Genomic DNA, 25,408 nt, shown 5'->3' with positions numbered 1-25,408 from the left:
GCCCCTGCCCCCCGTTGCCGCACCACCCCCCGGTGGCGCGTCACCACCATCCCGCCGGAGCCGGGCGGGCGGTACCTCGTACGTCAGAGGGAGCAGGTCCTGGCCCAGGTGTGGGACTGCACGAGCGACCGCAGGGCGAGGTCGTGGCGCTGCCCGCGCCCGACGCAGCCGAGGCGTTCGTCCAGTCCCGTCGCCGCGAAGTACGCGACGTCGACGTAGCCGTTGGGGTCGGGCATGCCGTTGTTGAAGATCGAGCCCGGGCGGCCGGTGTCCGCCCAGCCGCAGTCGTTCTCACCGTCGGACCAGTCGGGGTCGTCGCCCTCCCAGGCACACATCTCACCGTGCCCGCCCGCCTCCGAGAAGAAGCAGACGGAGCCCGGTGTGCAGCGGTCGTAGCCCGTGGCCGTGGGCGCCGGCCCGGGATCCCCGCCGGGACTGGCGTCCGCGACAGCCGTGGCGGTCTTCCGGGCGTCCGGCTTCGCGGCCGGGTCCTCGTCCAGGAGCATCCGCGCCCCGAGGCCCGCCACCGCCAGGGCCAGCACACCGGCCGCTGCCGCGAGCAGGGGGCGGCGGCGCACCCGCCTGCGCCGCGACGGCCGGCCGGCGGCCGCGTCCGCGACCCGCGGCAGCAGCGACGCGGCGTCGTGCGGGGCCCGCTCCTCGTGCGTACGGGCAAGGCAGTCCCGCACGATCTCCCGCCAGGGCACGGACAGTTCGGGAGACAGCCGCAGCTCCTCCTCCCCGCGGGAGTAGCGCACCACCGCGTCCCGACGAGCCGTCGGGGTGCCGCCCGGCAGCGGGAACGAACCGGTCAGGACCAGGTGCGCCAGCACGCCGAACGCCCAGATGTCCGCGGTCCGGCGGATGCGTGTGCCCCGCTCGCCGACCTCGGACCACAGCAGCTCGGGCGGGGTGTAGTCGGCCGTCGCGAACGCGGGGGAGTAGGCGTGCGTGCCCTCCAGTTCGGCCGCCATGTTGAAGTCGCCGAGCCGGGCCGTGCCATCCGCCATCAGCAGCACGTTGCCCGGTTTGAGGTCGCCGTGCACCCAGCCCGCCTCGTGCAGCTGGTGCAGGCCCTCGCAGATCTGCGTGAGCAGACCCGGCCCCTCCCGCGGCGAACGGCCCCCGGACAGCAGCGCTTCGAGGGAGCTCCGCGCCTCCTCCAGGACCAGGACGGTGGCACCGTCGAGCTCCGGATGGGCCGGGGCGTCCACCGTCAGCGCGTCGTACATCCGGATCAGCCGCGGCGAACGGAGCCGGCTCAGCAGGGCCACCTCGCGCTCGGCCAGTTCCCGGAGATGGCGCAGCTGACGCGGCGTACGCGTGCCGGTCGGCAGGAACTTCAGGGCGGCGCGGGCCGGTTCCGCGTCGCCGTCCTCGTGGCGGGCCGCGTACACGTTGCCGAAGGCCCCCGCGCCCAGCGGCTCCTCGACGACCCACGGTCCGACGCGGTAGCCGGGCGGAACGGACGCGACGCCGTACGGCTGTTGCCCCGTCACCGGCGCGCACCGCTCGTGGAGAAGGCCTGCGCCGCGAGGTCGTCCTCCCGCACGAGGTCGAACCGGAGCGCGAGCGCGACGAGCATCTCCTTCTTGCCGTTGAGGCGGGGCCCGGGATCGCAGGACTCGGGGCCGGGCTTGAGCCGCAGTTTCACCGCCAGGTAGTCGATGTTCCACTGCACGGTGGCCCGGTTGACCGCCGGCCACCACGGGCGCAGCCGCTCGACGACCTGTTCCACGGTGGGCAGCGGTGCGTACGGCTCGCCGCGCAGCCGCGGTTCGCACAGGGCCGCCAGCACGGTGAAGTACCGCTTGGAGCGGTCGAGGGGGAAGGCGAGCGCGGTCCGCTCCCCGCCGAGGCTCCCGGCGGGTTCGTTCCGGTCGGTACCGTCCGCCGGATCGGCGTAGTCGTGCCGCGGGGCCCATACGTCGAAGCCGATCAGCTCGGTGCCCGCGGGCAGGACCACCCGGGAGAACTCGAACGCCACGGGTGCGCCCAGCCGCCTCGGCGCCACCTTGATGTGTTCCCCGGCCCCCTCCGGGTTCTCGACGGCGTAGGTCGCGGTACGGCTGAAGTTGCTGAGTGACCAGTACGTGTCCGTCGCGGTGATCTCGCCCGCGGAACGCGAGACGCCGTCGTGCGCGATGGTCAGCCGGGGTGGTGCGCCGGTGGATGCTTCCCGGCCGAAGCGGAGGCTCTCTCCCGGTGCCAGCCGGAGCTTCTCGCAGGGAGCCATACCCGGCCCGGGAACCACGACAATGGTGTACATGGACTGATTCCTTCCCCCAAGGTGTGCCGCGAGGGTAGGAAGCGCCGATAAACGTCCGCATGACGCGCAGGCCAGTACGGCGCGCGGTGTGTTCGCGCGCGTGAACCCCGCCTACCGGGTGGCGAGGCGCTCCAGGAGAGCGGCACTGCGGGCCAGCAACGCCCGTTCCTCATCGGTGAGTTCGGCCTCGATGGCCTGCGCGAGCCAGCCGGCCCTGCGGCCGCGCTCCGCTTCGAGCGCGGCCCGGCCCGCGTCCGACAGCTCCACCAGTGACTTGCGTCCGTCCGTGGGGTGCGCCCGGCGGGTGATCAGGTTCTGTTCCATGAGCAGTCCGACCGCCCGGGCCATCGATTGGGGGCGTACGCGCTGGTCGGCGGCGAGGTCGCTGGTGGTCATGGCGCCGTCGCGGTCGAGCGTGCCGAGCACGGCCACCTGCCCCAGCGGGATGCGGTCCTCGTGCTTGACGCGTCGGGTGAGCTTGCCCATCGCCGTACGCAGTTCAGCGGCGACGGCGGCGGCTTCCGGGGTGGGCATAGGGCACTTTACCCCGTTGGTCAGCAAAGCTGCGTAACCGATCTGTACAGCAATACTGCACAGCCAAACTGAGCAGCATTGCTGTAGTGTTTCTGGTGTCGGGCCCAGCGCCAGCGTTGTCGCAGCCGGGGCCACGGCACACCACAACGGCAAGGAACACCCATGCCCGCACAAGCATCCGGACCCGCTGACACCGCCATCCAGTCCGTCACCGCCCGTCGGATCATCGACAGCCGGGGCAATCCCACCGTCGAGGTCGACGTCGTCCTGACCGACGGCTCCCTGGGACGCGCGGCCGTCCCCTCCGGCGCCTCCACCGGCGCCCGGGAGGCGGTGGAACTGCGCGACGGGGACTCCACGCGCTGGCACGGCAAGGGCGTCGACCGCGCGGTCGCCCACGTCAACGGGGAGATCGCCGCAGCCGTGCGCGGCCGGGACGCGGCGGACCAGGCGGGGCTCGACGCCGCACTGATCGCCCTCGACGGCACCGCCACGAAGTCCCGGCTCGGCGCCAACGCGGTCCTCGGCGTCTCCCTCGCCACCGCCAAGGCCGCCGCGACCGCCCACCGCCTGCCGCTCTACCGCTACCTGGGCGGCGCCGGGGCGAACCTCCTGCCGCTGCCGATGATGAACATCGTCAACGGCGGCGCCCACGCCGACAATCCGCTGGACTTCCAGGAGTTCATGATCGCGCCCGTGGGCGCGGACACCTTCGCCGAAGCCGTACGCATGGGCAGCGAGGTCTTCCACACCCTGCGCCGCGATCTGCTGGCCGCCGGGCACTCCACGGGCGTCGGCGACGAGGGCGGATTCGCGCCCGCGCTGCGTACCGCCGAGGAGGCGCTGGACTTCGTGATGGCCGCCATCGAGCGCACCGGCTACCGCCCGGGCACCGACATCGGCCTGCTCATGGACCCGGCGTCGTCGGAGTTCTTCCGCGACGGGGTGTACGACTACGCGGGCGAGGGCGTGCGCCGCACCCCGTCCGAGAACGCGGACTACCTGGCGAAGCTCGTCGACGCCTACCCGGTCGTCTCCATCGAGGACCCGATGGCGGAGGACGACCTGGACGGCTGGCGCGAGCTGACCGCCCGCGTCGGCGGCCGCTGCCAGCTCGTCGGCGACGACGTGTTCTGCACCGACGAGAGCCTCCTGCGCGAAGGCATCCGCACCGGCGTCGGCAACTCGATCCTGGTCAAGGTCAACCAGATCGGGACCCTGACCGAGGCCCTGAGCGCGGTGACCACGGCCCACCGGGCCGGCTGGTCCGCCGTCATGTCGCACCGCTCGGGCGAGACGGAGGACACCACCATCGCGGATCTGGCGGTGGCGACCGGCTGCGGCCAGATCAAGACCGGCTCGCTCTCCCGCTCCGACCGCACGGCGAAGTACAACCAACTGATCCGCATCGAGGAGGAGCTGGGCGACTCGGCGCGCTACGCGGGCCGCTCCGCGCTGCGCCGGGACTGAACAGCCCCGCCGCTCCCCATCCCCCGCCGTTGCAGTGACCGGCGTCGGATGGGGAGGGCGGCCGTGGACTTCGGGGTGCTGGGCCCGCCGAGGGCGGGGCGTCGTCCGTACGAGCCAGGATCCGCCGACCCGTACCCGCCCGGACGCACCTGTGTCCGCCACAGCCCGACAAGCCCGTCACGGGCGCCGAGTTCGACGAGCCCGCCGACCACCGCGTACGCCGCTGCTGATCCTCAGAGCAACGGTCACCGCACGGGGAAGCCGAAGGCGTACCCCTGCTCCCTCAGCCAGGGCAGGACCTGGCGCAGGGCTGCCAGTGTCTGGGAGCGGTCGCCTCCCGCGTCGTGGAAGAGGACGGTCGGTCCGTTGGAGATCTCGCTCTTGACGGTGGCGACCATGGTGTCCACGCCGGGCCGCTCGAAGTCCTTGGTGTCGACGTTCCAGCCCAGCGGCCGCATTCCCCGGGACGCGGCGAGCTTCCGGCTGTACGGGGTGAACGCGCCGCCCGGGGCCCGGTAGTACTGCGGCCGGACACCTCCGGACGCCTTGGTGATCATGCGTTCGGCATCCAGGATCTGCTGGGACTGGTAGGCCTCGGACTTGGTGTCCATCGCGGTGTCGTGCGAGACGGTGTGGTTGCACAGCCGGTGCCCGTCCGCCACGACCTTCTTGACGAGGTCCGGGTACGCCTGGGCCTGCGTGCCCACCATGCAGAACGTGGCCTTCACACCGCTGTCCTTGAGCAGTCGCAGCACCTGCGGCGTCCAGTTCGGATCCGGTCCGTCGTCGATGGTGATGTTGACACCCTTGGCGCCGCGGTCCGAGGCGTGCGCGATGTCCACCGCCACCTCGGTCACCCGCTCCTGCGGCTTGGCCTCCGAGGAGACACCTGCCCGGGGGCCCTCCGCGGTGCCGGCCTGCGCGGTCCACACGGAGGCACCGGCAGCCATCGCGGTCACCCCGAGCGCCGCCGCGAGAAGCCGGACATGCCATGCCCTGCCCTTGTGCTTCGCCATGTCCGCCCGCCCCTTTTGTCCGCTCCACCGATGCCGTGCACCCATCAAGACACAGGAACGTCCCCGCAGGCTGCCTCGGTTACCGTTCGCGGACAAACCTGCAGGCGGGCGGCGACAAAGGCAGGGATTCCGCGACAGGTGCGGGGCGGGGCGGACACGCCCGAGGCCCGGCACCGGGGAAGGTGCCGGGCCTCGGACGGCCGCCGCGCGGTGGGCAGTTCGCGCCTGTGTCAGACGTGGGAGTTGGCCTTGCGACGGCGTACGACGAACATCGCGCCCGCGCCGACCGCCACGGCCGCACCGCTCGCGAGGGCGAGTTGGGACGTCGCGGAGGACGACCCCGTGGCGGCGAGCGTGCCGCTCGCGGGAGTGGCCGAGGTGCCGGTCTGCGTGTTGATGTCCGAGGTGTTCGGACGGGTCTTACCGGGCTTGGCGTCATCGGTCCTGCCGGGCTTGCCGCCCGCGGCGGCGATCATGAACTCGTACCCCTCCAGGTCCGGGTTCCCGCCGCAGGTTCCGTCGTCGTTGACGTAGTCACCGGCAACGAAGGTGACGCCGTTGCCCGCGGGGGCCGAGGCGTCGATGGTCAGGCGCATCTTGACGTCGACGTGGGCACCGGCCTTCAGCGGGCTGATGGCGTCCATGTAGCGCTTGTTGTCGACGGTCTTCCACTTCGAGGAAGAGCCGGACGACCACTGCACACGCACCAGGTCGTCGATGCTGTCGAGGCCGCTCGTGTCGGTCGCGTGGACGTAGGCGAACGGAAGCACCTCGTCCATCGTCCGGTCGGAGCCGTTCGTCACCCGGAGGTTGAAGTTGACCTTCGTACCGGCGACGACGGTGGTCGGCAGGCCCGTGATGACCGTGGTGAGACGGGTCTCGGGGACGGAGACGCACTCCTCGTCCTCCTCGTCCTCCTCGGCCTCCTTCTTCGCCTTGGCCAGCGCCTCGTCGGCCGCGGTCTTGTCGGCGAGCGCCTGCTTGGTGACCTTCTGGGCCTGGCCGATCGCGCGGGCCGCTTCCACCCGGGCGTCGTTGCAGGTGTCCTCGGCCTCCACGAACTCGGCGTCAGCGGCGGACTTGGCCGCAGCGGCCGTCGCGGCGGCACCTTCCGCCTCGGTGAGCGCCGTCGTCGCGGCGGTCCGCTCCGCCTCGGTGGCCGTCTCCGGGAGGCCGTCGAGCACCGCCTGGGCGTCGACGACCGCCTGGTCCGCTTCGGACTTCGCGGTGGCGGCGTCGGCCGCCACCGCCTTGGCGGCCGCCACTGCCATGACCAGGGGGTGGGTGTCGGAATGGAACGCCTTCAGCGCCTCGATCGCGGCGTCCTCGGCCGCCACGGCGTTGTCGTACGCCGCCTGCGCCGCGGCGGCGGCCAGTTCCAGCTCCGCGATGGACGGCTTCTGCTGTGTCTGCGCTGGCGGCTTGGTGTCGGCGAACGCGGGGGTGACCGAGAGCAGAAGGACTGGCGTCGTCACCGCTGCGGCAACAGCTGTGGCAAGAATCCGGCGAATCGTCACAAGGGCCCTTCGGGGTACGGAAGACGGAGAAGAAGGGGTCGCGGCGGAATGGGGCACGCACAGGCGACTTGAGGCGATCGTATGACCAGGTCAGGGGCCAGTCATCACCATTTCTTCACGCGCGCCGGCCGAAGCCGGAGCGGCGGTGGGGACACACGAGACGAATGGGTGCAGTTGCTTTCACCTCCCCGTCTTTCCTCGTGAGGAACGCCACATGATCGTGAAGGGGGGCGCGTGCGTGCGGAGCGCTACGGGGCAGGCGGGTGCCGGTCCGCGGCGGACGGTCTGCGGAACAGACGGGGCAGCCGGTTCAGCGCGTCCCGGTCACCGGATGCGGAGAGGGTCCCCGTCCCGATGGCGTCGCCGAGGTCCGAGCGGCCCTCCGCCAGTGCGGCGAAGGCCACTTCGTCGGCCTCGACCACCGCGCCCGGATGCTGGGCCGGCCCGTGCAGCGCCTCGATGGTGCCCCCGTCGACGCGTACGTGGAACACCTCGTCGCCGACGCGGAACTCGTAGACCGCGCGCACATCCTCGGCGGCCTCCACCTCGAAGTAGGCCTCCATGCCGAGCACAGCCCAGCCGGGGTGGAAGGTCTCGCTCTCCCGCCGCTCCCCCATCGGTGTCACCGGCGCGAACTCATGCGGGCGCGCAGCAGGTTGGGGTCGACGGTGGTGTAGGCGGCGCTGAGCACGTACACGTCGTCGTGGCGCAGCGCGATGGAGGTGGGACCCTGGAGTCCGTCGGCTCCGTCAAGGACGGTGGTGCTGGTGCCGTCGGGGCGGATGCGCACGACCTGGTTCGGGCCGTTGAGTGCGGCGAGGACCTCGTTCCCGCGGCCGGTGAAGGCGAAGTCGTCGATGCCGACGAGGCCGGACGCCCTGACCTGCGGCGCTCCGGCACGGTTGCCGGGGCGGACCGGGATGCGCAGGAGGGTGCCCCGGTCCAGGTTGCTCACCCACAGCGCGCCGTCGTGCAGCTTCGCGCCGTTGGCGCCGAGGAAGCCCGTCGAGGCGAGTTCGGGCGCTGTGGACCATGCGGTGGGCGTGCCGCCGGTGGTGGGGACGGTCCACACGGTGCCGAGGACGGAGTCGGTGATGTAGAGCCGCCTGCTGCGTTCGTCCAGGGCGAGCCCGTTGGGCAGGCCGCCTGCGGGCAGTGCGGAGATGCGGCGGGGCTCCTGCCCGGGGCGCAGCCGCCACAGGCCCGTCAGGTCGGAGGTGCCGGTGGCGTACAGGACGTACACGGTGCCGTCCGCGGCGCGGACGATGCCGGTGGTCAGGGCGAATCCGAGGACGGGCGTGTGGGCTCCGTCGTCGGCGGGCGCGGGCAGCGTCGCCAGGACGCGGGTCGCGCCGCCGCGGGTGATGCGGACGACCTGGTGGGCGCCGGCGAAGGTGACGTACGCCGATCCGTCGGGCAGCAGGGCGACGTTCTCCGGGGCCTGTCCCGCGTTCTGGTCGAAGTGGGCGGCGATCCGGACATCGGTCAGCTGCCCGGCGCTTCCGGGTGAGGCACCGGCCGGTACGGCGGTGGTGAGGGCCGCGGCGGCCGCGAGGAAGACCGACACGGTGGTCATGAGGGCTCGCTTGGACATGGTTCCTTCTCCGTTTTCGGGCATGCGGCAGCCGCGGTGCGGCGCCGGAGATCGAGGGCGTCGGGAGGGGCGGGCCGGATTCAGCCGGTGATGCGCGGCACGGTTTCGTGCTGCGGCCGGGCCGCCGTCTCCTGCGGTGCGACGGTGTGGGCGAGCAGGGCCAGGGCGGTCGCGGACGGCGATCCGGGGACGGCCGTGGCCACGACCAGGGCCGGCCCGTCACCCTGGGGGCTCTGCAGGGTCTGCTGGGTGACGGTGAATGTCCCGACCAGCGGGTGGCGCATCTCGTAGTCGGCGGTGTCGCAGGCCAGGATCCGGTGGTCCGCCCACATGGTGGCGAACTCGCGGCTGTGCATGGTCAGTTCGCCGACCAGCGCGGCCAGCAGCGGATCGTCGGGGTGCCGTCCGGCGGTCAGCCGGAGGTTGCCCACCACCGCCCTGGCCTTCGCGGGCCAGTCGGCGTACAGCTCGCGGGTATGGGCGTCGAGGAACACCGCCCTGGCCATGTTGGGCCGCCGGCCCGGTTCGTCGGGGCCGCTCCGGTCGAGATGGCCGGCGAACAGCGCGTGCCCCTGCCGGTTCCAGGCCAGGACGTCGCTGCGGCGGCCCAGGACGATGGCGGGTGTCCCGTCGATGGCGGCCAGCAGGGCCCGGGTGGCCTCGCTGATCCGTTCGGCCCTCGGCCGGCCGGCGGGCCTGCCCCCTCTCGGGGCGCGGGCCAGGGCGTGCAGGTGGGCGCGTTCCGCATCGTCCAGCCGCAGCGCACCGGCGAGGGCGTCGGGCACTTCGGGCGAGGCGTTGTGCGACTGGCCCTGCTCCAGCCGGGAGTAGTAGGGAGCGCTGATGCCGGCGAGCAGCGCGAGCTCCTCCCGCCGCAGCCCCGGCACCCGGCGCCGCTCACCGTATGTCTTCAGCCCGACGTCCTCGGGCCGCAGTTGGGCCCTGCGCGCCTGGAGGAAGTCGGCGAGTTGCCCGTGCTTCTTCATGTGACCGAGTATGCGCACGCCCGGCGTTCGCCGCCTCACCCTGCTGGGGTGCGGCTCCGCGGGGTGCGTCACGGCAGCCGGAGGGCCGTTCCCGGCTCGTTCAGCCCCGCGGGTCCAGCCACGGCCTGCGCCCGGGGCCGGTCGGGTGGGTTCCCGTCACGCCCATGACCACGGAGTAGAGGCTGGTCTCGGCGGCGATGAAGAGCCGGTTGCGCTTGGCCCCGCCCCAGGAGATGTTGGCCACCGCCTCCGGGACGGCGAGCCGGCCGATCAGCGTGCCGTCCGGGTCGTAGCAGTGCACTCCGTCGTTCATGGCGGCGGCCCACAACCGGCCGCCGTCGTCGAAGCGCAGGTTGTCGAACCGGGCCGCCTCGCGCGCCCCGGCGGCGGCGAAGACCTCGCCGTCCGACAGGGTGCCGTCGTCCCGTACGTCGAAGACACGGATGTAGCCGGCCCGGGTGTCGGAGACGAACAGCCGGCGCTCGTCCGCGGAGAACACCAGCCCGTTCGGCGCTCCGAATCCGTCGGCGACCAGGCGCACTTCACCGGTGGACGGGTCGATGCGGTAGACGTTGTTGGCGCCGATCTCGCTGTCCGCGCGGTAGCCCTCGTAGTCGCTGGTGATACCGAAGTCCGGGTCGGAGAACCAGATCGAGCCGTCGGACTTCACCGTCGCGTCGTTGGGACTGTTCAGCCGCTTGCCCTGCCAGCGGGCGGCCAGCACCGTCACCGTGCCGTCGTGCTCGGTCCGCGTCACCCGCCGATTGCCCTGCTCACAACTGATGAGCCGGCCCTGACGGTCGAGCGTGTTGCCGTTCGGATGCCCCGCGGAACGCCGGAAGACGCTCACCGCACCGGTCTCCTCGTCCCAGCGCAGCAGCCGGTCGTTCGGGATGTCGCTCCACACCAACTGCCGCCAGGCGGGCACGTAGACGGGCCCCTCGGCCCAACGGCAGCCGGTGTACAGGACTTCGAGACCGTCGTCACCGTTCATGCACCGCCCGGCCCGGAACCGGTCGTCGAAGCTCTCGTACAGCTCGGGGCGCTCGATGGTCATGGACGTCCATCCCTTCCGACGAGCCGAACGGTATTCGGCTTCACTCATAGAGTGTCGGATGAGATACGGTCACCTCAAGCAGAAGCTGAATGGAGAGTCGTGGATCACATCGACCGGGCCCTGCTGGAGCAACTCCAGCAGGACGCGACACAGTCCTACGCCGCACTGGGACAGGCAGTGGGCCTCTCCACCGGCGCGGCCCACGAACGGGTCCGCAAACTCCGGGAACACGGCGCGATCCGGCGCACCACGGCCGACGTCGACCCGTCGGCACTGGGATACGGCGTCCTGGCGTACGTGACCGTCGACTCCACCCGCTGGATGGGTGATACGGCCCAGGAGTTCGCGGCTCTCCCCGAGATCGTGGAGGCCCACATCATCGCCGGCAACGCCTCGGTGCTGGTGAAGGTCAGGACCGCGAGCACCGAGCAGCTCCAGGACGTTCTGCGCCGGATCCACGCGATCGACGGCGTCAACGGAACCCGGGCCACGATCGTGCTGGAGTCCCTCTTCGAACGCCCCGCCTCCCCGCACGGGGCCGGGGCGGCGCAGCTGCGCGGCCCCGCGCCCGGCTGATCACCCCGCCCCGGACGGGAGTTCGTCCTGACCGTCCTACGCGCGGCGCCGGTTCCGCCACAGCCACGCCGTGCCCGCCAGCGTCAGCAGGAACACCACGGCGACGAGCGTCCAGCGCACCACGGGTTCCGCCGCGCTGCCGTGGTGAGGGACCGGGGAGAAGTACCAGGCGAGGTGCGCGACGACCGGGACGATGACGGCCGCGGTCAGGCCGGTCCACTTCTGGGACACCGTCCAGCAGCGGGCCCGGCACACGATCACGACGGCGGCGACCCTGGCCGCGAAGCCGATCCAGGCGAGGGCGATCCCTCCGAGGTAGGGGAGCACGTCGCCCGCCACCAGGAGCGCGAGCGGCAGCCAGGCCGGGGAGCGGCGGCGGCCGGGGCCCGGGGGCGGTGCGGCCGGGGTTGCGCCGAGTTCCTGGAAGGCGGTCGCGGCGATGGCGCGCGGGTCTCCCATATCGCGCAGGATCTCGTGCACGCTGCCGGGCCGTTCGGCGCGTGCGACCGCTATGTGTTCGGCGAGGTCGGCGACGAGTTCCTGGCGGGCGGCGGCCGGCAGCGTCGAGGTCTCGCGTTCGACTGCCGCCAGGTACTCGCGCGTCAGCGTTTCATCGGTCCTGGTCTTCAAGGTGGCGCCCTTCCTCATGCGCACCGAGCCCCTTGCCCGGTATGACGACGCGGTCGACGGCGTGCCGGAATCCCGGCCAGACAGCGGTGAACCGGGCGAGGGCGGCATGGCCGGCCCCGGACAGTTCGTAGTAGCGCCGGGGCGGCCCGGAAGCCGACTCCCGCCAGGTCGTGACGACGAGCTCCTCCCGCCGCAGCCGGGCCAGCAGGGGATAGACCGTGCCCTGGCCCGTCGCCAGCGCACCCGTCTCCTGCAACTCACGCAGCAGCTGGACCCCGTACTTCGCCTCGTCCCGCATCAGCGCGAGCACGCAGTACTCCAGCACTCCCTTGAGCAGCTGGCTCTCGATCCTGCCCGGGGTCCGGTCGCCCGGCTGCCCACTTGCCTTACCGGGTTCCATGCAATGCAAGATACCAGTCGGGAGGGGTCGCTTCCGCAGCTGTCCGCGGCCGTGAGACTTCGGCAACTCCCGCGCAATGAAATGCGGCGGAAACATCCGGGTCCCTCCGACGAAACGCGCACCGGTCACGCTCTCAGTCGCCCGCACCGCACGCGCCCCGAGGAGGAAATCCCCGTGACCCCCGTGACCGTGGCCGCGGCCGGCATCGACACAGGTGACACCGCCTGGCTGCTCGCCGCCACCGCACTCGTCCTGCTGATGACGCCCGGGCTCGCGCTCTTCTACGGCGGCATGGTCCGCACGAAGAACGTACTCAACATGCTGATGATGAGCTTCGTGTCGATCGCTCTCGTCACCGTCGTCTGGCTGCTCGCCGGGTATTCGCTGGCCTTCGGCGACGACGCGTTCGGCGGGCTCGTCGGGGATCTGCGGCACGTCGGCATGGCCGGCATCGGGCCCGACAGCGTGACCGGCAGCGTGCCGACCCTGCTGTTCACCACGTTCCAGCTGACCTTCGCCATCGTCACCGCGGCACTCATCAGCGGTGCGATCGCGGACCGTACGAAGTTCGCCGCATGGCTCGTCCTCGTGCCGGTGTGGACGCTGCTCGTCTACGCCCCCGTCGCCCACTGGGTATGGGGCCCCGGCGGCTGGATCAAGGACTCGCTGGGCGCGCTCGACTTCGCCGGCGGGCTGGTCGTGGAGATCGCGTCGGGGGCGTCCGGGCTGGCGCTCGCGCTCGTCGTGGGGCCGCGCATCGGGTTCAGGAAGGACGCGATGCGTCCGCACAACCTGCCCATGGTGATGCTCGGCGCCGGACTGCTCTGGTTCGGCTGGCTCGGTTTCAACGGCGGCTCCGCGCTCGGCGCCAACGGACTGGCGGCCGCCTCGGTGCTCAACACCCTGGTCGCCGGCTGCACCGGTCTGCTCGGCTGGCTCTTCGTCGAGCAGAAGCGCGACGGCCACCCCACCACGTTCGGCGCCGCCTCCGGCGCGGTCGCCGGGCTGGTCGCGATCACCCCCGCCTGCGGCACCGTGGGCATCCTCGGCGGCGCCGCGGTCGGCCTCGCGGCGGGCGTCATCTGCTCGTACGCGGTCGCCTGGAAGTTCCGCTTCGGCTACGACGACTCGCTGGACGTCGTCGGCGTGCACTTCGTCGGCGGCATCGTCGGCACCCTGCTCATCGGCCTGTTCGCGACGTCCGCGATGACCGGCGGCGCGGAAGGGCTGTTGTACGGGGGCGGGTTCGGCCAGCTCGCCCGACAGGCCGTCGCCGTACTGGCCGTGGCCGCGTACACCTTCCTCATGACGTACGGCATCGGCAAGGCCGTCGACCGGTTCATGGGTCTGCGGGCCTCCGCGGACGAGGAGCTCACCGGCCTGGACCAGACACTGCACGCGGAGAGCGCCTACGATCACGGCGCCCTGGGTCACGGCGCTCCGCAGGCCGTGCCCGCCCGGCCGACGCCGCTCTCCAAGGACAGGAACTCCGACTCATGAAGCTCATCACCGCCGTCGTCAGACCGCACCGCCTCGACGAGGTGAAGACCGCGCTGCGGGAACTGGGCGTGCACGGCCTCACCGTCACCGAGGCCAGCGGCTACGGGCGGCAGCACGGCCACACCGAGGTGTACCGGGGCGCCGAGTACCGGGTCGACCTGGTGCCCAAGATCCGCATAGAGGTCGTCGTCGCCGACCCGGAGGCCGAACCGGTCGTGGACGCCATCGTGCGCGCCGCCCGCACCGACCGGATCGGCGACGGCAAGGTGTGGACCCAGCCGGTCGACACGGTGGTGCGGGTCCGCACGGGCGAGCGGGGACCGGACGCGCTGTAGGCGGAGCCGTCAGCGCGGGAGCTTCACCGGGGGACCGCTTCGTGGTCGCCGCTGTCGTACCGCGCCAGGAGACGCTGCGGGCCGGACGGGTCGCACACACCCGGCCCGGGGGGCCGGCCCCTTCGGTGCCGAACCCCGGGCCGGGTCCTCGACTACCGGGCCAGGGCAGCGCCGAGAAGAGGCAGCAGCCGATCCCAGTGATGCCGCAGGGCGCCGGCGTCGAAGGCATCGGTGTCGGACATGGTGAAGCCGTGGACGGAGCCGGGGTAGATCTCGGAGCTGTGGTTCACCCCCGCCGTGTCCAGGGCCTGGTTGAGCTCGGCGAGGGCCTCGGGCGTCAAGTCGCTCGCCGCGTGGCCGAAATGGACGTCGGCGGTCAGCTTCGCGAGGCTGTCCGTCCCGTCGGCGCCCACGGGAGCGTGGAACGCGGCGAGGGCGGCCACCCGGCCGGGATGTGACACGGCGGTGCGCGTCGCCACGAGACCGCCGATGCAGTAGCCGGTCACCGCGACCGGCCCGGCGTCGACTTCGGGCCGGGCAGCGAGAAAGCCGAGGTAGGCGTCGGCGTCGCTCAGGGTACGTTCCGCGGTGTGTGCCTCGATCAAGGGCATCAGCTGGGCGAAGACCGCGGGCCGCTCCGCCGCTCCGATGTGCTCGGGAAGTTCGATCACCGGTGTCGGGCCGTGCCGGTAGAAGATGTTGGGGACGAGCACGTAGTAACCGTGGCCGGCCAGTTCGCAGGCCATGTCCCGCAGGACGGGCCGGATACCGAAGCCGTCCGGGTACATCAGCACCCCCGGGTGCCGCTCGCTGTCGTCGGGAAAGGCCGCGAAGGCGTCCGCCCGGCCGTCCGCGGTGGGAATGTGCAGCGTCTCGGTGCGCATGATCTTTCTCCTGTGGTGGTTGACGAGTCGACGCGGATCCACACGGCGGGAGGCGGATCCCGCGCGGCAGCGCCGGGTCCGCCGTGATGTCCGGCGCCGCTCCGTCGCGAGAGCGGGCCGCAGCCGCGGCCGCGGCCCATCCGTACCTTGGGCCCGCCCCGCAAGCGTCAACGCCCCCGCAGCAGACCCGCGTCCAGCGCGACCACCACCGCCCGCGTGCGGTCGTTGACGTCGAGCTTGGCGAAGATCCGCAGCAGATGGGTCTTCACCGTGGCCTCGCCGATGAACAGCCTGCGGCCGATCTCCCCGTTGGACAGCCCGTCCGCGACCGCCCGGAGCACCTCGGACTCGCGAGCGGTCAGGGTGACGGCTACGGGCCGGCGCATCCTGGCCACCAGGCGCTGTGCCACCCGTGGTGCCAGGACCGTCTCGCCCCGGGACGCCGAGTGGATCGCCTCGACCAACTGCTCGCGGGTGGCGTCCTTGAGGAGGTAGCCGGTGGCGCCCGCCTCGACGCCCCGCTCGATGTCCGCGTCGGTGTCGTACGTGGTCAGGATCAGCACCCGGGTCGGGGCCTCGCCCGCGACGATCTCCAGGGTGGCGCCCACCCCGTCCAGTACCGGCATCCGCAGGTCCAGCAGCGCCACATCGGGGCGGAGCCGCTCGACGAGCCGGACCGCCTCGCGGCCGTTGCCCGCTTCGCCGACGATCTCGACGGTGGGTTCCGAGGAGAGCAGCGCGACGAGTCCGGCGCGCATCACCGTGTGGTCGTCGGCCAGGATGATCCGCAGCGGGGGCGGGGTGTCCGTGTCGGATGTCATGTCACTCCTGGCCGTCGGGGGCGAGCGGGATGGTGGCGAGGATCCGCGTGCCGTCGCCGAGCGAGCTCGTGACGGTGAGGCCGCCGCCGAACTCGGCGAGCCGTTTGCGCATGCCGTCCAGGCCGAAGCCGTGGGAGTCATCGACGACGAACCCGCGGCCGTCGTCGGTGATCTCCAGCTCGACGGTGTCGGGTCCGTGCGCCAGGACCACGCCGACCGTGGTCGCCGCCGCGTGCTTACGGACGTTGGCCAGGGACTCCTGGGTGCAGCGCAGCAGGGCGATCCGGGTCGGCTGGTCGCAGTCGACGTCGGCGAGGTCCGCCGTCACGTCGAGTCCGGTGTCCTCGGTGAAGCGGTCCAGGGTGCGGCGGAGCGTCGCGGCGACCGATCCGGGGGCCACGCCGCTGCGGGGGGCGGCGCCGACCAGGACCCGGGCCTCGGCGAGGTTCTCCCTGGCCGTCTGCTCGATGGACTGCAGTTGCTGGGCGCTGCGGTCGACGTCCACGGCCAGCTGGGACCTGGCCGCTTCGGCGAGCACGATGATGGAGGCGAAACCCTGGGCAAGGGTGTCGTGGATCTCCCGGGCGAGACGTTCGCGTTCCTCGGCCGCGCCCTGGCGCTGGTAGACCTCGGCCAGTTCGAGCCGGGTGTCCTTCAACTCGGCGCGCAGGGCCGCGCGTTCGTCCCGCTGCGCCAGCGCCCGGGGCGTCAGGAGTGCCATCACGACGGCCACCGCCCAGACGCCGAGGGAGGAGATGGTGTTCGTGAGGAACACGTCCGGCTGCCCGCCCTCGCGCAGACTGCCGCCGAGGGTGATCGCCAGGGCGCCGAGGCCGGCGAACACGATGGCGCCCCGGGGGCTGTTCGCGAAGACGATGAACTGGGTGAGCGTCACGGTGTAGAAGACCCCGAAGCCGTCACCGAGGTACGAGAGCAGACCCAGCACGACGACGAGGACGCAGAGGTAGCCGTATCCGGCCGCCGGCCGCCCGGCAGGGCGCGTACGCACCAGGCCGTAGCAGACGGCGAGCACGGCCGTCAGCGCGAGGATCCCGAGTTTGCGGTCCGTCGGGGTGCCGCCCGCCATCGTGATCAGCGTGACCAGGGCGATCAGCCCCCAGGAGAAGACCTCCCACCCGTGGAGCACCCAGATCCAGACGGGATCGCCGCGCTGAGGCCGTTGAAGCATGCCCGTCAGCCTACGTGGGGGACGGGCAGGTCGGCGGGGACGGACGGGACGCTGCCGGGCCTGCGGCGCAGCGGGCGCCAGGCGCGCTCGCCGAGGAGCAGCAGGGCGGACGGCAGGATCATCATCCGGATGACCACGGCGTCCAGCAGGACGGCGACCGCCAGGCAGAAGCCCATCTGCTTCATCTCGGTGAGGTGCAGGAAGACGAAGGCCGCGAAGATCGTGACCATGACCAGGGCGGCGCTCGTCACCACCTTGGCCGAGCGGTCGATGCCGTCGAGCACCGCCTCGCGGGCCGTCATCCCGTGGTCCATGGCCTCCTTGATCCGGCTGACGACGAAGACCTGGTAGTCCATCGACAGGCCGAACAGGAGCACGAAGAGGAAGAGCGGCACCCGGGACGCGATCGCGCCGAGGGAGTCGAAGTCCAGCAGGCCCTCGGCCCACGTGCCCTGGAAGACCAGGACGAGTGCGCCGAGCGCGGCGGCCGCGGAGAGCAGGTTCAGCACGACTCCGAGCAGGCCGACGATCACCGAGCGGAACACCACCGCGGTCGTGACGAAGGTGAGCAGCAGGAGGAATCCGATCACCAGCGGCAGCTTGCTCCGCTCGTGGTGCACGTAGTCCTGGCCGCGGGCCACGTCACCGCTGACCCCCGTGTCCACCGCCGTCAACTCGCCGACGGTCGCGGGGATGTAGCGGTCGCGCAGATGGTCGAGCGACGTGATCGCCTCGTCGGAGGGCGCCGGGTGCGGGACCGCCAGTTCCAGCACGCTGGTCCGGCCGTCGGCGGACGTGCGCACCACCGGCTCGCCGGTGCGGGAGAAGAGCGGGTCCGCCTGGGCGGTCCGGCCGAGTTCGGTCAGGGCCTTCCTGACCTCGGGGGCCTGGTCCGGGGTGCCGCGGGTCACCACTTCGTGCTTGACCAGGAGTTCGGGGAACGCCGTGGTCAGCCGGTCGTAGACCTGCATGGCCGGGATGTCGCGGGAGAAGGTGTCCTTGCCCGGGTCGACGAGCCTGAGGCCCAGCGCGGGCGCGGCCACGGCGAGCATGACCAGGACCGACACGCACAGGGTGATCGCGGGGTGGCGCCGGGCGGGGCGCATGAGGGCGCCGAAGATCCGGCCGTTCTCGGGCTTCGCCGTCTTCGTACGGACCGGCGCACCCCGCTCGGCCCGCCGGGCGGCCTTCTTCGCGGCACGGCGTTCGGTGCGGTGGCCGAGCTTCACGAGGAGCGCGGGCAGCACGGTGAGCGAGCTGAGGACGGCCACGGCGACCACGAGGATGGTGCCGGTCGCCAGCGAGAAGAAGATGACGTCGGTGGCCAGGTAGAGGGTGGCGGTGCAGACGATCACGGCGAGGCCGGAGACCACGACGGCACGGCCCGCGGTCGCCGCGGCGAGTTCCACGAGCGCCTCGGAGCTGAGGCGGCCGGCTGCGCGGGACCGTTCCTCGCGTTCGCGCTTGAGGTAGAAGAGGGTGTAGTCGACGCCGACCGCGAGCCCCATGAGCAGGATCATGTTGGTCCCGACACCGGGGTCGGGCATCAGGTGCGAGGCCAGCATGGCCAGGCCCATCGTCGCGGCGATCGAGGAGAGCGCCAGGAGCAGCGGCACACCGGCCATGACGACCGAGCCGAACACGATCAGCAGGATGACCAGCGTCACCGGCAGGGAGAGGCGCTCGGACAGTGCGAGGTCCTCGCCGCGCTGGTCGTTGACGCCCTTGCTGATGGCGGGCGAGCCGGTCTCCTCCACGATCAGGTCCGGGTGGGCCTCGGCCACCTGCGCGGTCCGGTCGAGGAGCGGGACGACGTTCTTCCTGGCGTCGAGTTCGGCGCCCTTCATGACCACGGTCACGCGCAGGGCCGTGCCGTCCTTCGAGCGGACGGGCGGCGCCACCTCGGCCACCTCGGGCAGTGCGCCCATCCGGGCGGTGAGGTCGCGGGCCGCCGCACCGGCCCGTTCCGTGTCCAGGGGGCCCGACCTGGCGCGGATCAGGACGTGTTCGGTGGGCCGGCGCTGGAGTCCGGCGTCGGTGGCCATCGACTCGGCGTGGCCCGCCTCGCCGACCCAGAAGTCCTTGGTGGTGGCGGGGTTGTTGCCGGCGGCGATGCCCGCGCCGAGGCACAGCAGCACGAAGACGAACCAGCCGACGATCGCGCGCCACGGGTGCCGGGCGCTCCAACGGGCCATACGTACGGGTCGCATTCTCATGCGTCCATGCTGGTTCGCGGCCCCCTTCGCCCGGCAGCCCCGGCCGGTGGACCCCGGGGTCCACCGGCCGGTGGACACGGACCCGGGGGCCCGCCCCCGTACGGGCGTCGGCGGCCGGCCGCGTGCCGGTGAGCGAGAGGTCAGAGGGTGGCTTCCAGACGGGCCTTCGCCTCGGGCCACTCGTCGGCGAGCAGGGAGAAGTAGACGGTGTCGCGCCAGGTGCCGTCGGGGCGGCGGCGGTGGCGCCGCAGCACCCCTTCGCGGTGGGCACCGAGCCGCGCGATCGCGTTCTGGGAGCGGACGTTGAGGTGGTCGGTCTTCAACTGCACGCGCCCCATGCCCAGTTCTTCGAAGGCGTGGCCGATCAGGAGCAGCTTCGTCTCGGTGTTGACCGCCGAGCGCCAGTACGCGCGGCCGTACCACGTCCAGCCGATCTCCAGACGCTCGTTGGCCACGTCGATGTCCAGGTACGTGGTCCAGCCGACCGCCCGTCCGCTCGCGCGGTGGATGACGGCGAACGGGAGGTACGTCCCGGCCGCGAGCAGCGCCGTGAGCTTCTCGCCCAGCTCCTCCCGGGTGTGCGGGGTCGGTCCGCCCTGCCAGCGCCAGACCTCGTCGTCACCGCCGCCTGCGGCGAAGAGGTCGTCGAGGTGGTCGGGGGCGAGCGGTTCGACACGGACGTGGCGGCCGGTCAGGGTCACGGGAAGCGGGGTCGTGGCAGACATGCCGGCATGCTAACCCATTTCGAACTAGGTATAAAAACAATATGCACTAGTGCGAAACAGGCTCCCTTGCGCAACGGGCTCAGCGGGGCGGCTCCGCGTCCGCCGTGCCCGTGCGGGCCTGGCGCAGGGCAGCCGCCGCAGCCCGGATCGCGGGCAGTTTCGCGTACAGCGCCTCGCCCGGGCAGTTGGTCTGGTAGGCGTCGCGGTGGCCCGAGATGACGTGCAGCACGGCCGCCTCGCCCTTCGCGTACCGGCTCGCGCCGTTCGTGGAGACCAGCCGCACTCTGCCCCGCGGATCGACCCCGGGCCGCAGCTTCCACGCGGCCACCTCGGCGAGCGCCCGGACGATGGCCTTCGGCACCTCGGCCCCGCGCCCGTAGTTGCCCAGCACCGCTATGCCCACGCTGTCGGCGTTGAAGCCCGTGGTGTGCGCCCCGCGGACCTGGCGCGTGATGCCTCCGGCCCGGCCCTCGTAGATCGTGCCGCACCGGTCGACGAGGAAGTTGTAACCGATGTCGTCCCAGCCGTTGCCCTTGATGTGGGACTCCTCGACCGCCCGCAGCATGCGCGGCACGTCGGAGCAGTCGTAGGTGTTGGACTCACCCGTGTGATGGATGAAGACCGCCCGCACGGCGCCCGTGTAGACCGCGTGCTCCCGCACCATGCCCTCGTCCGCGTGCCAGGCCGCCCGGGTGACGATCGCAGGCTGCGGCACCCCGCGCGCCCGCTCGTGCGCCTGGGCCCGGGCCTGCGGTGGGGGCGGCGCGAAGCGCACCGGGGCGTCCCGCAGCACCAGAAGGGTGAGCGGGAGGACCGCGGCGGCCGGCCAGAGTCGGTGACGGAGCCACATGGGACCACCCTGCGGCCTCTGTGCCCGGCGCGCAGATACGGTGGCCGATCGGGTGAAACCGCAGGTCCGGCCCGCGCGCCGCTCAGGGCGGACAGCCCGCGCCCCGGCACCGGGCGCCCCGCCTCAGCAGCCCCTGTGGCGCGGCAGCCGGTACGTCGAGTCCAGGCGGTACGTCCCGGCCCTGGGCACGGTCAGCCTCGTCCACTCGCCGTCCTGCCGCAGGCACCCCCGGTGGGCGCCGTCGACGCCGCGCACCCGCAGCCACGGCGAATGCGCCAGGCGGACGGTCACCGAGCCCGCCTCGGGCATCCGCACCACCAGTTCGGCGTCGTCGCCGCGTACGACCCGGGCGGGCGCGTCCACCAGCGGCCTCGCGCCCCGCACCCGGTAGATCGTCCACCCGTCGTCCTGCCACACCTGCTTCAGCCAGGGCTGCCCGCCCCTGACCAGCGCCGCCTCGGCCTCGGCGGGCCCGTCGGGCTGCCCGTGGTGCAGCACCACGTAGCCCACGGCCCACCGGTCCAGCCAGGCCCGGTAGGTGTCGGGGGACAGCGCCCCGTCGTAGAAGAGCCGCCCGCGCTCGACGTCGAGCTGGCGGTTCCAGCCGCGCGCCATGTTCACGTGCGGGGCGAGCGCGGCCGCCTCCCGGTGGTTGCGGGCCGGAACGACCTCCACGCGGCCGAGACCGGCGCCCAGGCGGTCCAGTTCACCGGTCACCCCCTCGGTGCGGGACGCCCAGGACGGCACCTCGGTGGACACCCGGAGGTCGTCCACGGTCTTGTCGACCAGCCAGTTGGCGGACAGCACGAGGGCCACCGCCACCACGGCCGCCCGCGCCCACGCCTTCTCGCCGACGAGGGCGAGGACCGCCATGAACAGCACGGGCACGGCGACGAGGCCGAGCAGCCGCTCCACGTTCGTACCGATCGGGGTGGCGATGAGGTAGGTGAGCAGCACACCGACGGCGTACACCACGGCCCCGTACCGCAGCAGCCGCCACTCCCGCCCCACCGGCGCCGCCACCGCGAGGACGGCACAGACGACGATCGGCATCCACAACCGGTTGGCGTGCATGGGCTGTTCGCCCTCGAACGGGAAGAGCACCGTGGTGACGCCCACGACGGCGAAGAACGGCACCATCAGCACCGCGCCCTTGCGCCACTGACGGTCCAGCAGGTACGCCGCCCCCGCCACCACCAGGAACAGGCCCGCGACCGGACTGGCCATCGTCGCCAGCGCCCCGGCCACCGCGGCGGTCACCGAACGGTGCGCGTACAGGCAGGCGACGAGCCCGACGGCGACCCCGAGCGCGAAGGTCGTACGCCCCGACGCGACGTTGCACCACAGGGCGAGCGCCGCCAGAACCGCCGGAACGACGGCGTGCGGCACACCCCTGCGCGCGAACAGGAGGGCCATGAACCAGGTGCCGGCGATCCCGGCGGCCACGGACACCGTCCGCACGCCGAGGAAGGCCATGACGTACGAGGAGAAGACGCTGTAGTTGGCCGTGTGCATCCCCCCGTACCAGGACAGGTTGTAGGCCGCGCCCGGGTGGCGCGCGGTGAACCCCGACCAGGCCAGCTGGGCGGCGAGGTCACCGCCGCCGGTGGCCAGGAAGGCCGCCCACACGCCGTAGAGCGGAAGGACGACGGCCACGGCGACGACCGGCACACGGTGCCGCCGCCCCCACGACGCGCGGCTCTCCGGCTCCCGGTCCCCCCGCGCCCCGTCCCGCTGCCGGGGAATGCGGCCCCGGTCGACGTCCCCTGCCGCTGCTGTCCGCAACTCCCCGTTGACATACACCCGGGCAACCCTAGGACAACGCTCCCGGGCAGCACACGGGAGATAATCTGGCGGCCGCGCCCGACCGACAGGAGACGTGTGTCCACGAAGTCCCGCAACCCGCAGACCGCAGTCGTCGCGGTGGTCGCGCTCGGCGGCGCGGCGGGCGCCTCCGCCCGCTACGGGGCCGCGCTCCTGTGGCCCACCGAGACGGGCACGTTCCCCTGGACGACCCTCGTCGTGAACGTCGTGGGCTGTGCGGTGATCGGTGTGTTCATGGTGGTGATCAGCGAGGCGTGGACAGCCCATCGCCTGGTGCGGCCGTTCTTCGGCACCGGGGTACTGGGCGGGTTCACCACCTTCTCCACGTACGCCGTGGACATCGAACGCCTCGTCGACGGCGGCCGGGCCCGCACCGGTCTGGCCTACCTGGGCCTGACCCTGCTCGCGGCCCTCGCGGCGGTGTGGAGTGCGGTGTGGCTGACGCGCCGCGCACTGGAGACCCTCCGGCCCGGCCGGAAGGGCGGGGAACGCCCGTGAACTGGCTGCTGGTGATCATCGGTGCGGCGGCCGGTGCCCCGCTGCGGTATCTGACCGACCGGGCGGTGCAGGCCAGGCACGACGCCGTCTTCCCGTGGGGGACCTTCACGGTGAACGTGAGCGGCTGTCTGGTGCTGGGCCTGCTGACCGGCGCGGTGGCGGCCGGCGCCGCGTCCTCGCACCTCCAGCTGCTGGTCGGGACGGGGCTGTGCGGGGCGCTGACCACGTACTCGACGTTCAGTTACGAGACGCTGCGGCTGGCCGAGGGCGGGGCCCGGTTCTACGCGGCGGCCAACGCGCTGGCGAGCGTGGCCGCGGGTCTCGGCGCGGCGTTCGCCGGTGTCGCGCTCGCCGAGGCGCTCTGGAGCTGACACCACCGAAACCGCTGACGCCGCACGCGCCGAGGCCCGGCCTCCCTCTCGGGGAGACCGGGCCTCGGTGTGTGACGGGGTGCGGGCTCAGACGTCCTGGCCGGGCGTCCCCAGCGCGGCGGACGCCGCTTCCAGGGGGCTGAGCACCACGGGCGCGGCGGGCGCCGGGACGGACCGGCAGGTGAAACCGAGGCGCGAGAGCGCCCTGGTCACCTCACCGGCCGAGAAGTCGCGGCGGTCCTGACGGGTGATGACCTCGCCCACCTGCTTGACGGGGTACACACGACGACTGATGATCACCGATTCCCCGGTGACGGGTTCGGGCTTGATGCCCTTCATCGATTCCTCGACCTCGTGCTTGAACAGGTCGAACGGGAAACGGGCGATGACGCAGCGCATAGTGCCTCAACGGGATCGGGGGACGGAACCGGGCGGGAACGCGGATGTCGGTCAGGCGGCGCGGTCGCCGGAGGAGCGGCGCGGTGCGCCACCACCCCGCGGCTGGGAGGACGACGACGCCGACGACGCCGACGAGCGGCGGCCCTGGGCGGGCCGGCTGCGCCGGCCGCGGGAGGACGAGCCGCCCCTGGGGCGCTCGGACGGCGGCGAGGTGATGGTGACGGGGATGCCCGAGGGCGCCTGCGCACCGGTGATCCGGCTCAGCTCGGCCTCGCCGGAGCGGACCTCGGCGACCTGCGGGGTGATCCCGGCGTCGGCCATCAGACGCGTCATCTCGCGGCGCTGGTTGGGCAGCACCAGCGTGACGACGCTGCCGGACTCACCGGCCCGGGCGGTACGGCCGCCGCGGTGCAGGTAGTCCTTGTGGTCGCTCGGCGGGTCGACGTTGACGACCAGGTCGAGGTTGTCGACGTGGATACCGCGGGCCGCGACGTTCGTGGCGACCAGCACCGTGACATGGCCGGTCTTGAACCGCGTCAGGGTCCGGGTCCGCTGCGGCTGGGACTTCCCGCCGTGCAGCGCGGCCGCCCGCACCCCGCTGCTGAGCAGGTGGTCGGTGAGCTTGTCCACGGCGTGCTTGGTGTCGAGGAACATGATCACCCGGCCGTCGCGGGCGGCGATCTCCGTCGTGGTGGCGTACTTGTCGGCGCCGCGGACGTAGAGCACGTGGTGCTCCATCGTCGTGACCGCGCCGGCCGCCGGGTCGACCGAGTGGACGACCGGGTCGTGCAGGTAACGGCGGACCAGCAGGTCGACGTTACGGTCCAGGGTCGCCGAGAACAGCATCCGCTGACCCCCCGGCTGCACCTGGTCGAGCAGCTCGGTGACCTGCGGCATGAAGCCCATGTCGGCCATCTGGTCGGCCTCGTCGAGCACGGTGATGGAGACCCGGTCCAGGGTGCAGTCGCCGCGCTCGATCAGGTCCTTGAGCCGGCCGGGCGTGGCGACGACGACCTCGGAGCCGCCGCGCAGTGCCGCGGACTGCCGGCCGATCGACATGCCGCCGACGACGGTGGCCATCCGCAGCTTCAACGAGCGGGCGTACGGGGTGAGCGCGTCGGTGACCTGCTGGGCGAGCTCGCGGGTGGGCACGAGGACCAGGGCCAGCGGGCGGCGGGATTCGGCGCGCCGTCCCTCGATACGGGCCAGCAGGGCCAGACCGAAGGCGAGGGTCTTGCCGGAGCCGGTGCGGCCGCGGCCGAGCACGTCACGGCCGGCCAGCGAGTTGGGCAGCGTGGCCGCCTGGATCGGGAACGGCACGGTGACGCCCTCGTTGGCGAGCGCCGACAGCAGGGGTGCGGGCATGTCCAGGTCGGCGAAGGCCTCGACGGCGGGCAGTCCCGGGGTGATGGTCTTCGGCAGGGCGAACTCGCCCTGCTTGGCGGCGGGGCGGCGGCCGTAGCCACCACCGGAGCGCTGGGCCGGGGCGCCGAAGCGTCCCTGGCCGCCGCCCTGACGGCTTCCCGGGGCCTGCGAGCGGAAACTGCCGCCACCCGAACGGGAGCCGCCGGAACCGGAGGCTCCACCGCCGCGGGTGGTGCGGGAGAAACGGTCATTGGAACGAGCTGTGCGATCGCGGTTCATACAGAACCTTTCCTCGATATGGCGCGTATCGAGGAATTCATTGCGGCGACGAGCGGCACAAGAATCGCAAGAACGGGCCGTTGGCATACGTGAACGAAGCCCG

At 72.3% G+C, this 25,408-nt stretch carries 26 protein-coding genes; 6 read left to right on the top strand and 20 right to left on the bottom strand.

Annotation, left to right across the window (positions count from 1 at the left end; genetic code table 11):
• Nucleotides 1-83 precede the first annotated feature (83 nt).
• The 3 genes from OG959_RS19945 to OG959_RS19935 form a co-directional block, all read right to left on the bottom strand.
• Nucleotides 84-1,499, bottom strand: coding sequence for a serine/threonine protein kinase (locus tag OG959_RS19945; RefSeq protein WP_326660291.1), 1,416 nt, complete (start codon nt 1,497-1,499; stop codon nt 84-86).
• Nucleotides 1,496-2,269 (bottom strand): FHA domain-containing protein, encoded by a 774-nt coding sequence (locus tag OG959_RS19940; RefSeq protein WP_326660290.1) that lies wholly within the window; start codon nt 2,267-2,269, stop codon nt 1,496-1,498. Before OG959_RS19940 ends, OG959_RS19945 begins: the two co-directional genes overlap by 4 nt.
• A gap of 111 nt (nt 2,270-2,380) precedes the next feature.
• On the bottom strand, nt 2,381-2,803 hold the full coding sequence (locus OG959_RS19935; RefSeq protein WP_326660289.1) for a MarR family winged helix-turn-helix transcriptional regulator: 423 nt from the start codon (nt 2,801-2,803) through the stop codon (nt 2,381-2,383).
• Between the two features lie 162 nt (nt 2,804-2,965).
• On the opposite strand from OG959_RS19935, the gene eno reads away from it, so the two are divergent.
• Nucleotides 2,966-4,273 carry a phosphopyruvate hydratase gene (gene eno / locus OG959_RS19930; protein WP_326660288.1) on the top strand — a complete coding sequence of 436 codons (1,308 nt, stop codon included), beginning with the start codon at nt 2,966-2,968 and terminating at the stop codon, nt 4,271-4,273.
• Between the two features lie 245 nt (nt 4,274-4,518).
• Here eno and OG959_RS19925 read toward each other — a convergent pair whose 3' ends face one another.
• From OG959_RS19925 to OG959_RS19900, 6 genes are all read right to left on the bottom strand, one after another.
• On the bottom strand, nt 4,519-5,289 hold the full coding sequence (locus OG959_RS19925) for a polysaccharide deacetylase family protein (protein WP_326660287.1): 771 nt from the start codon (nt 5,287-5,289) through the stop codon (nt 4,519-4,521).
• 230 nt (nt 5,290-5,519) lie between these two features.
• On the bottom strand, nt 5,520-6,806 hold the full coding sequence (locus tag OG959_RS19920; protein ID WP_326660285.1) for an LAETG motif-containing sortase-dependent surface protein: 1,287 nt from the start codon (nt 6,804-6,806) through the stop codon (nt 5,520-5,522).
• Nucleotides 6,807-7,054: 248 nt separating this feature from the next.
• Nucleotides 7,055-7,423, bottom strand: coding sequence for an SCP2 sterol-binding domain-containing protein (locus tag OG959_RS19915; RefSeq protein ID WP_326666495.1), 369 nt, complete (start codon nt 7,421-7,423; stop codon nt 7,055-7,057).
• Nucleotides 7,424-7,428: 5 nt separating this feature from the next.
• The gene (locus OG959_RS19910; RefSeq protein ID WP_326660283.1) at nt 7,429-8,400 is read right to left on the bottom strand and encodes a hypothetical protein; all 972 of its coding nucleotides are present in this window, start codon (nt 8,398-8,400) and stop codon (nt 7,429-7,431) included.
• An 80-nt stretch (nt 8,401-8,480) separates the two neighbouring features.
• The gene (locus OG959_RS19905; RefSeq protein ID WP_326660281.1) at nt 8,481-9,386 is read right to left on the bottom strand and encodes a helix-turn-helix domain-containing protein; all 906 of its coding nucleotides are present in this window, start codon (nt 9,384-9,386) and stop codon (nt 8,481-8,483) included.
• Nucleotides 9,387-9,486: 100 nt separating this feature from the next.
• Entirely contained in the window at nt 9,487-10,443 is a 957-nt protein-coding gene (locus OG959_RS19900; RefSeq protein ID WP_326660279.1) for an SMP-30/gluconolactonase/LRE family protein, read from the bottom strand.
• A gap of 99 nt (nt 10,444-10,542) precedes the next feature.
• Here OG959_RS19900 and OG959_RS19895 point away from each other — a divergent pair, with 99 nt between their 5' ends.
• Nucleotides 10,543-11,019: an Lrp/AsnC family transcriptional regulator gene (locus OG959_RS19895; protein ID WP_326660277.1), complete on the top strand. Its 477-nt coding sequence runs from the start codon at nt 10,543-10,545 to the stop codon at nt 11,017-11,019.
• Between the two features lie 36 nt (nt 11,020-11,055).
• On the opposite strand, the gene OG959_RS19890 is transcribed toward OG959_RS19895, so the two are convergent.
• Together OG959_RS19890 and OG959_RS19885 are read right to left on the bottom strand one after the other, a co-directional pair.
• Nucleotides 11,056-11,649 carry an HAAS signaling domain-containing protein gene (locus tag OG959_RS19890; RefSeq protein WP_326660275.1) on the bottom strand — a complete coding sequence of 198 codons (594 nt, stop codon included), beginning with the start codon at nt 11,647-11,649 and terminating at the stop codon, nt 11,056-11,058.
• Nucleotides 11,630-12,049, bottom strand: a complete 420-nt coding sequence (locus OG959_RS19885; protein WP_326660273.1) for a PadR family transcriptional regulator — start codon at nt 12,047-12,049, stop codon at nt 11,630-11,632. The genes OG959_RS19890 and OG959_RS19885 overlap by 20 nt, the downstream gene beginning before the upstream one ends.
• A 174-nt stretch (nt 12,050-12,223) precedes the next feature.
• Between OG959_RS19885 and OG959_RS19880 the strand changes: the two genes are divergently transcribed.
• Both OG959_RS19880 and OG959_RS19875 read left to right on the top strand, forming a co-directional pair.
• Nucleotides 12,224-13,549: an ammonium transporter gene (locus OG959_RS19880; protein ID WP_326660271.1), complete on the top strand. Its 1,326-nt coding sequence runs from the start codon at nt 12,224-12,226 to the stop codon at nt 13,547-13,549.
• Nucleotides 13,546-13,884, top strand: a complete 339-nt coding sequence (locus OG959_RS19875) for a P-II family nitrogen regulator (protein ID WP_326660269.1) — start codon at nt 13,546-13,548, stop codon at nt 13,882-13,884. Before OG959_RS19880 ends, OG959_RS19875 begins: the two co-directional genes overlap by 4 nt.
• Nucleotides 13,885-14,036: 152 nt before the next feature.
• Here the strand turns inward: OG959_RS19875 and OG959_RS19870 are convergent, their stop codons facing one another.
• The 7 genes from OG959_RS19870 to OG959_RS19840 all read right to left on the bottom strand — a co-directional run bounded on the left by OG959_RS19870 (nt 14,037) and on the right by OG959_RS19840 (nt 22,240).
• Complete coding sequence (locus OG959_RS19870) at nt 14,037-14,768, bottom strand: dienelactone hydrolase family protein (protein ID WP_326660267.1); 732 nt, start codon at nt 14,766-14,768, stop codon at nt 14,037-14,039.
• A 167-nt stretch (nt 14,769-14,935) separates the two neighbouring features.
• Entirely contained in the window at nt 14,936-15,589 is a 654-nt protein-coding gene (locus tag OG959_RS19865) for a response regulator transcription factor (RefSeq protein ID WP_326660265.1), read from the bottom strand.
• A gap of 1 nt (nt 15,590) precedes the next feature.
• Nucleotides 15,591-16,778 (bottom strand): sensor histidine kinase, encoded by a 1,188-nt coding sequence (locus OG959_RS19860; RefSeq protein WP_326660263.1) that lies wholly within the window; start codon nt 16,776-16,778, stop codon nt 15,591-15,593.
• Nucleotides 16,779-16,783: 5 nt separating this feature from the next.
• Nucleotides 16,784-18,994, bottom strand: coding sequence for an MMPL family transporter (locus tag OG959_RS19855; protein WP_326660261.1), 2,211 nt, complete (start codon nt 18,992-18,994; stop codon nt 16,784-16,786).
• A 140-nt stretch (nt 18,995-19,134) separates the two neighbouring features.
• The gene (locus OG959_RS19850) at nt 19,135-19,719 is read right to left on the bottom strand and encodes a GNAT family N-acetyltransferase (protein ID WP_326660259.1); all 585 of its coding nucleotides are present in this window, start codon (nt 19,717-19,719) and stop codon (nt 19,135-19,137) included.
• A 79-nt stretch (nt 19,720-19,798) separates the two neighbouring features.
• Complete coding sequence (locus OG959_RS19845) at nt 19,799-20,569, bottom strand: peptidoglycan recognition protein family protein (RefSeq protein WP_326660257.1); 771 nt, start codon at nt 20,567-20,569, stop codon at nt 19,799-19,801.
• A 123-nt stretch (nt 20,570-20,692) separates the two neighbouring features.
• On the bottom strand, nt 20,693-22,240 hold the full coding sequence (locus OG959_RS19840; protein ID WP_326666493.1) for a hypothetical protein: 1,548 nt from the start codon (nt 22,238-22,240) through the stop codon (nt 20,693-20,695).
• A 210-nt stretch (nt 22,241-22,450) separates the two neighbouring features.
• Here OG959_RS19840 and crcB (OG959_RS19835) point away from each other — a divergent pair, with 210 nt between their 5' ends.
• Together crcB (OG959_RS19835) and crcB (OG959_RS19830) are read left to right on the top strand one after the other, a co-directional pair.
• Entirely contained in the window at nt 22,451-22,891 is a 441-nt protein-coding gene (gene crcB, locus OG959_RS19835; RefSeq protein ID WP_326660256.1) for a fluoride efflux transporter CrcB, read from the top strand.
• Nucleotides 22,888-23,262 (top strand): fluoride efflux transporter CrcB, encoded by a 375-nt coding sequence (gene crcB, locus OG959_RS19830; protein WP_326660253.1) that lies wholly within the window; start codon nt 22,888-22,890, stop codon nt 23,260-23,262. The genes crcB (OG959_RS19835) and crcB (OG959_RS19830) overlap by 4 nt, the downstream gene beginning before the upstream one ends.
• Nucleotides 23,263-23,349: 87 nt before the next feature.
• Here crcB (OG959_RS19830) and OG959_RS19825 read toward each other — a convergent pair whose 3' ends face one another.
• Both OG959_RS19825 and OG959_RS19820 read right to left on the bottom strand, forming a co-directional pair.
• A complete protein-coding gene (locus OG959_RS19825) occupies nt 23,350-23,661 on the bottom strand; it encodes an SCO5918 family protein (RefSeq protein WP_148018009.1) in 312 nt (103 codons plus the stop codon).
• Nucleotides 23,662-23,712: 51 nt separating this feature from the next.
• Nucleotides 23,713-25,305, bottom strand: a complete 1,593-nt coding sequence (locus OG959_RS19820; RefSeq protein ID WP_326660249.1) for a DEAD/DEAH box helicase — start codon at nt 25,303-25,305, stop codon at nt 23,713-23,715.
• Nucleotides 25,306-25,408: the final 103 nt, after the last annotated feature.

It is taken from the genome of Streptomyces sp. NBC_00385, assembly GCF_035917155.1.
Classification (GTDB): Bacteria; Actinomycetota; Actinomycetes; order Streptomycetales; family Streptomycetaceae; genus Streptomyces; species Streptomyces poriferorum.
The sequence above is the reverse complement of the archived record's forward strand: the minus strand, read 5'-3'. Positions and strand labels throughout refer to the sequence as shown.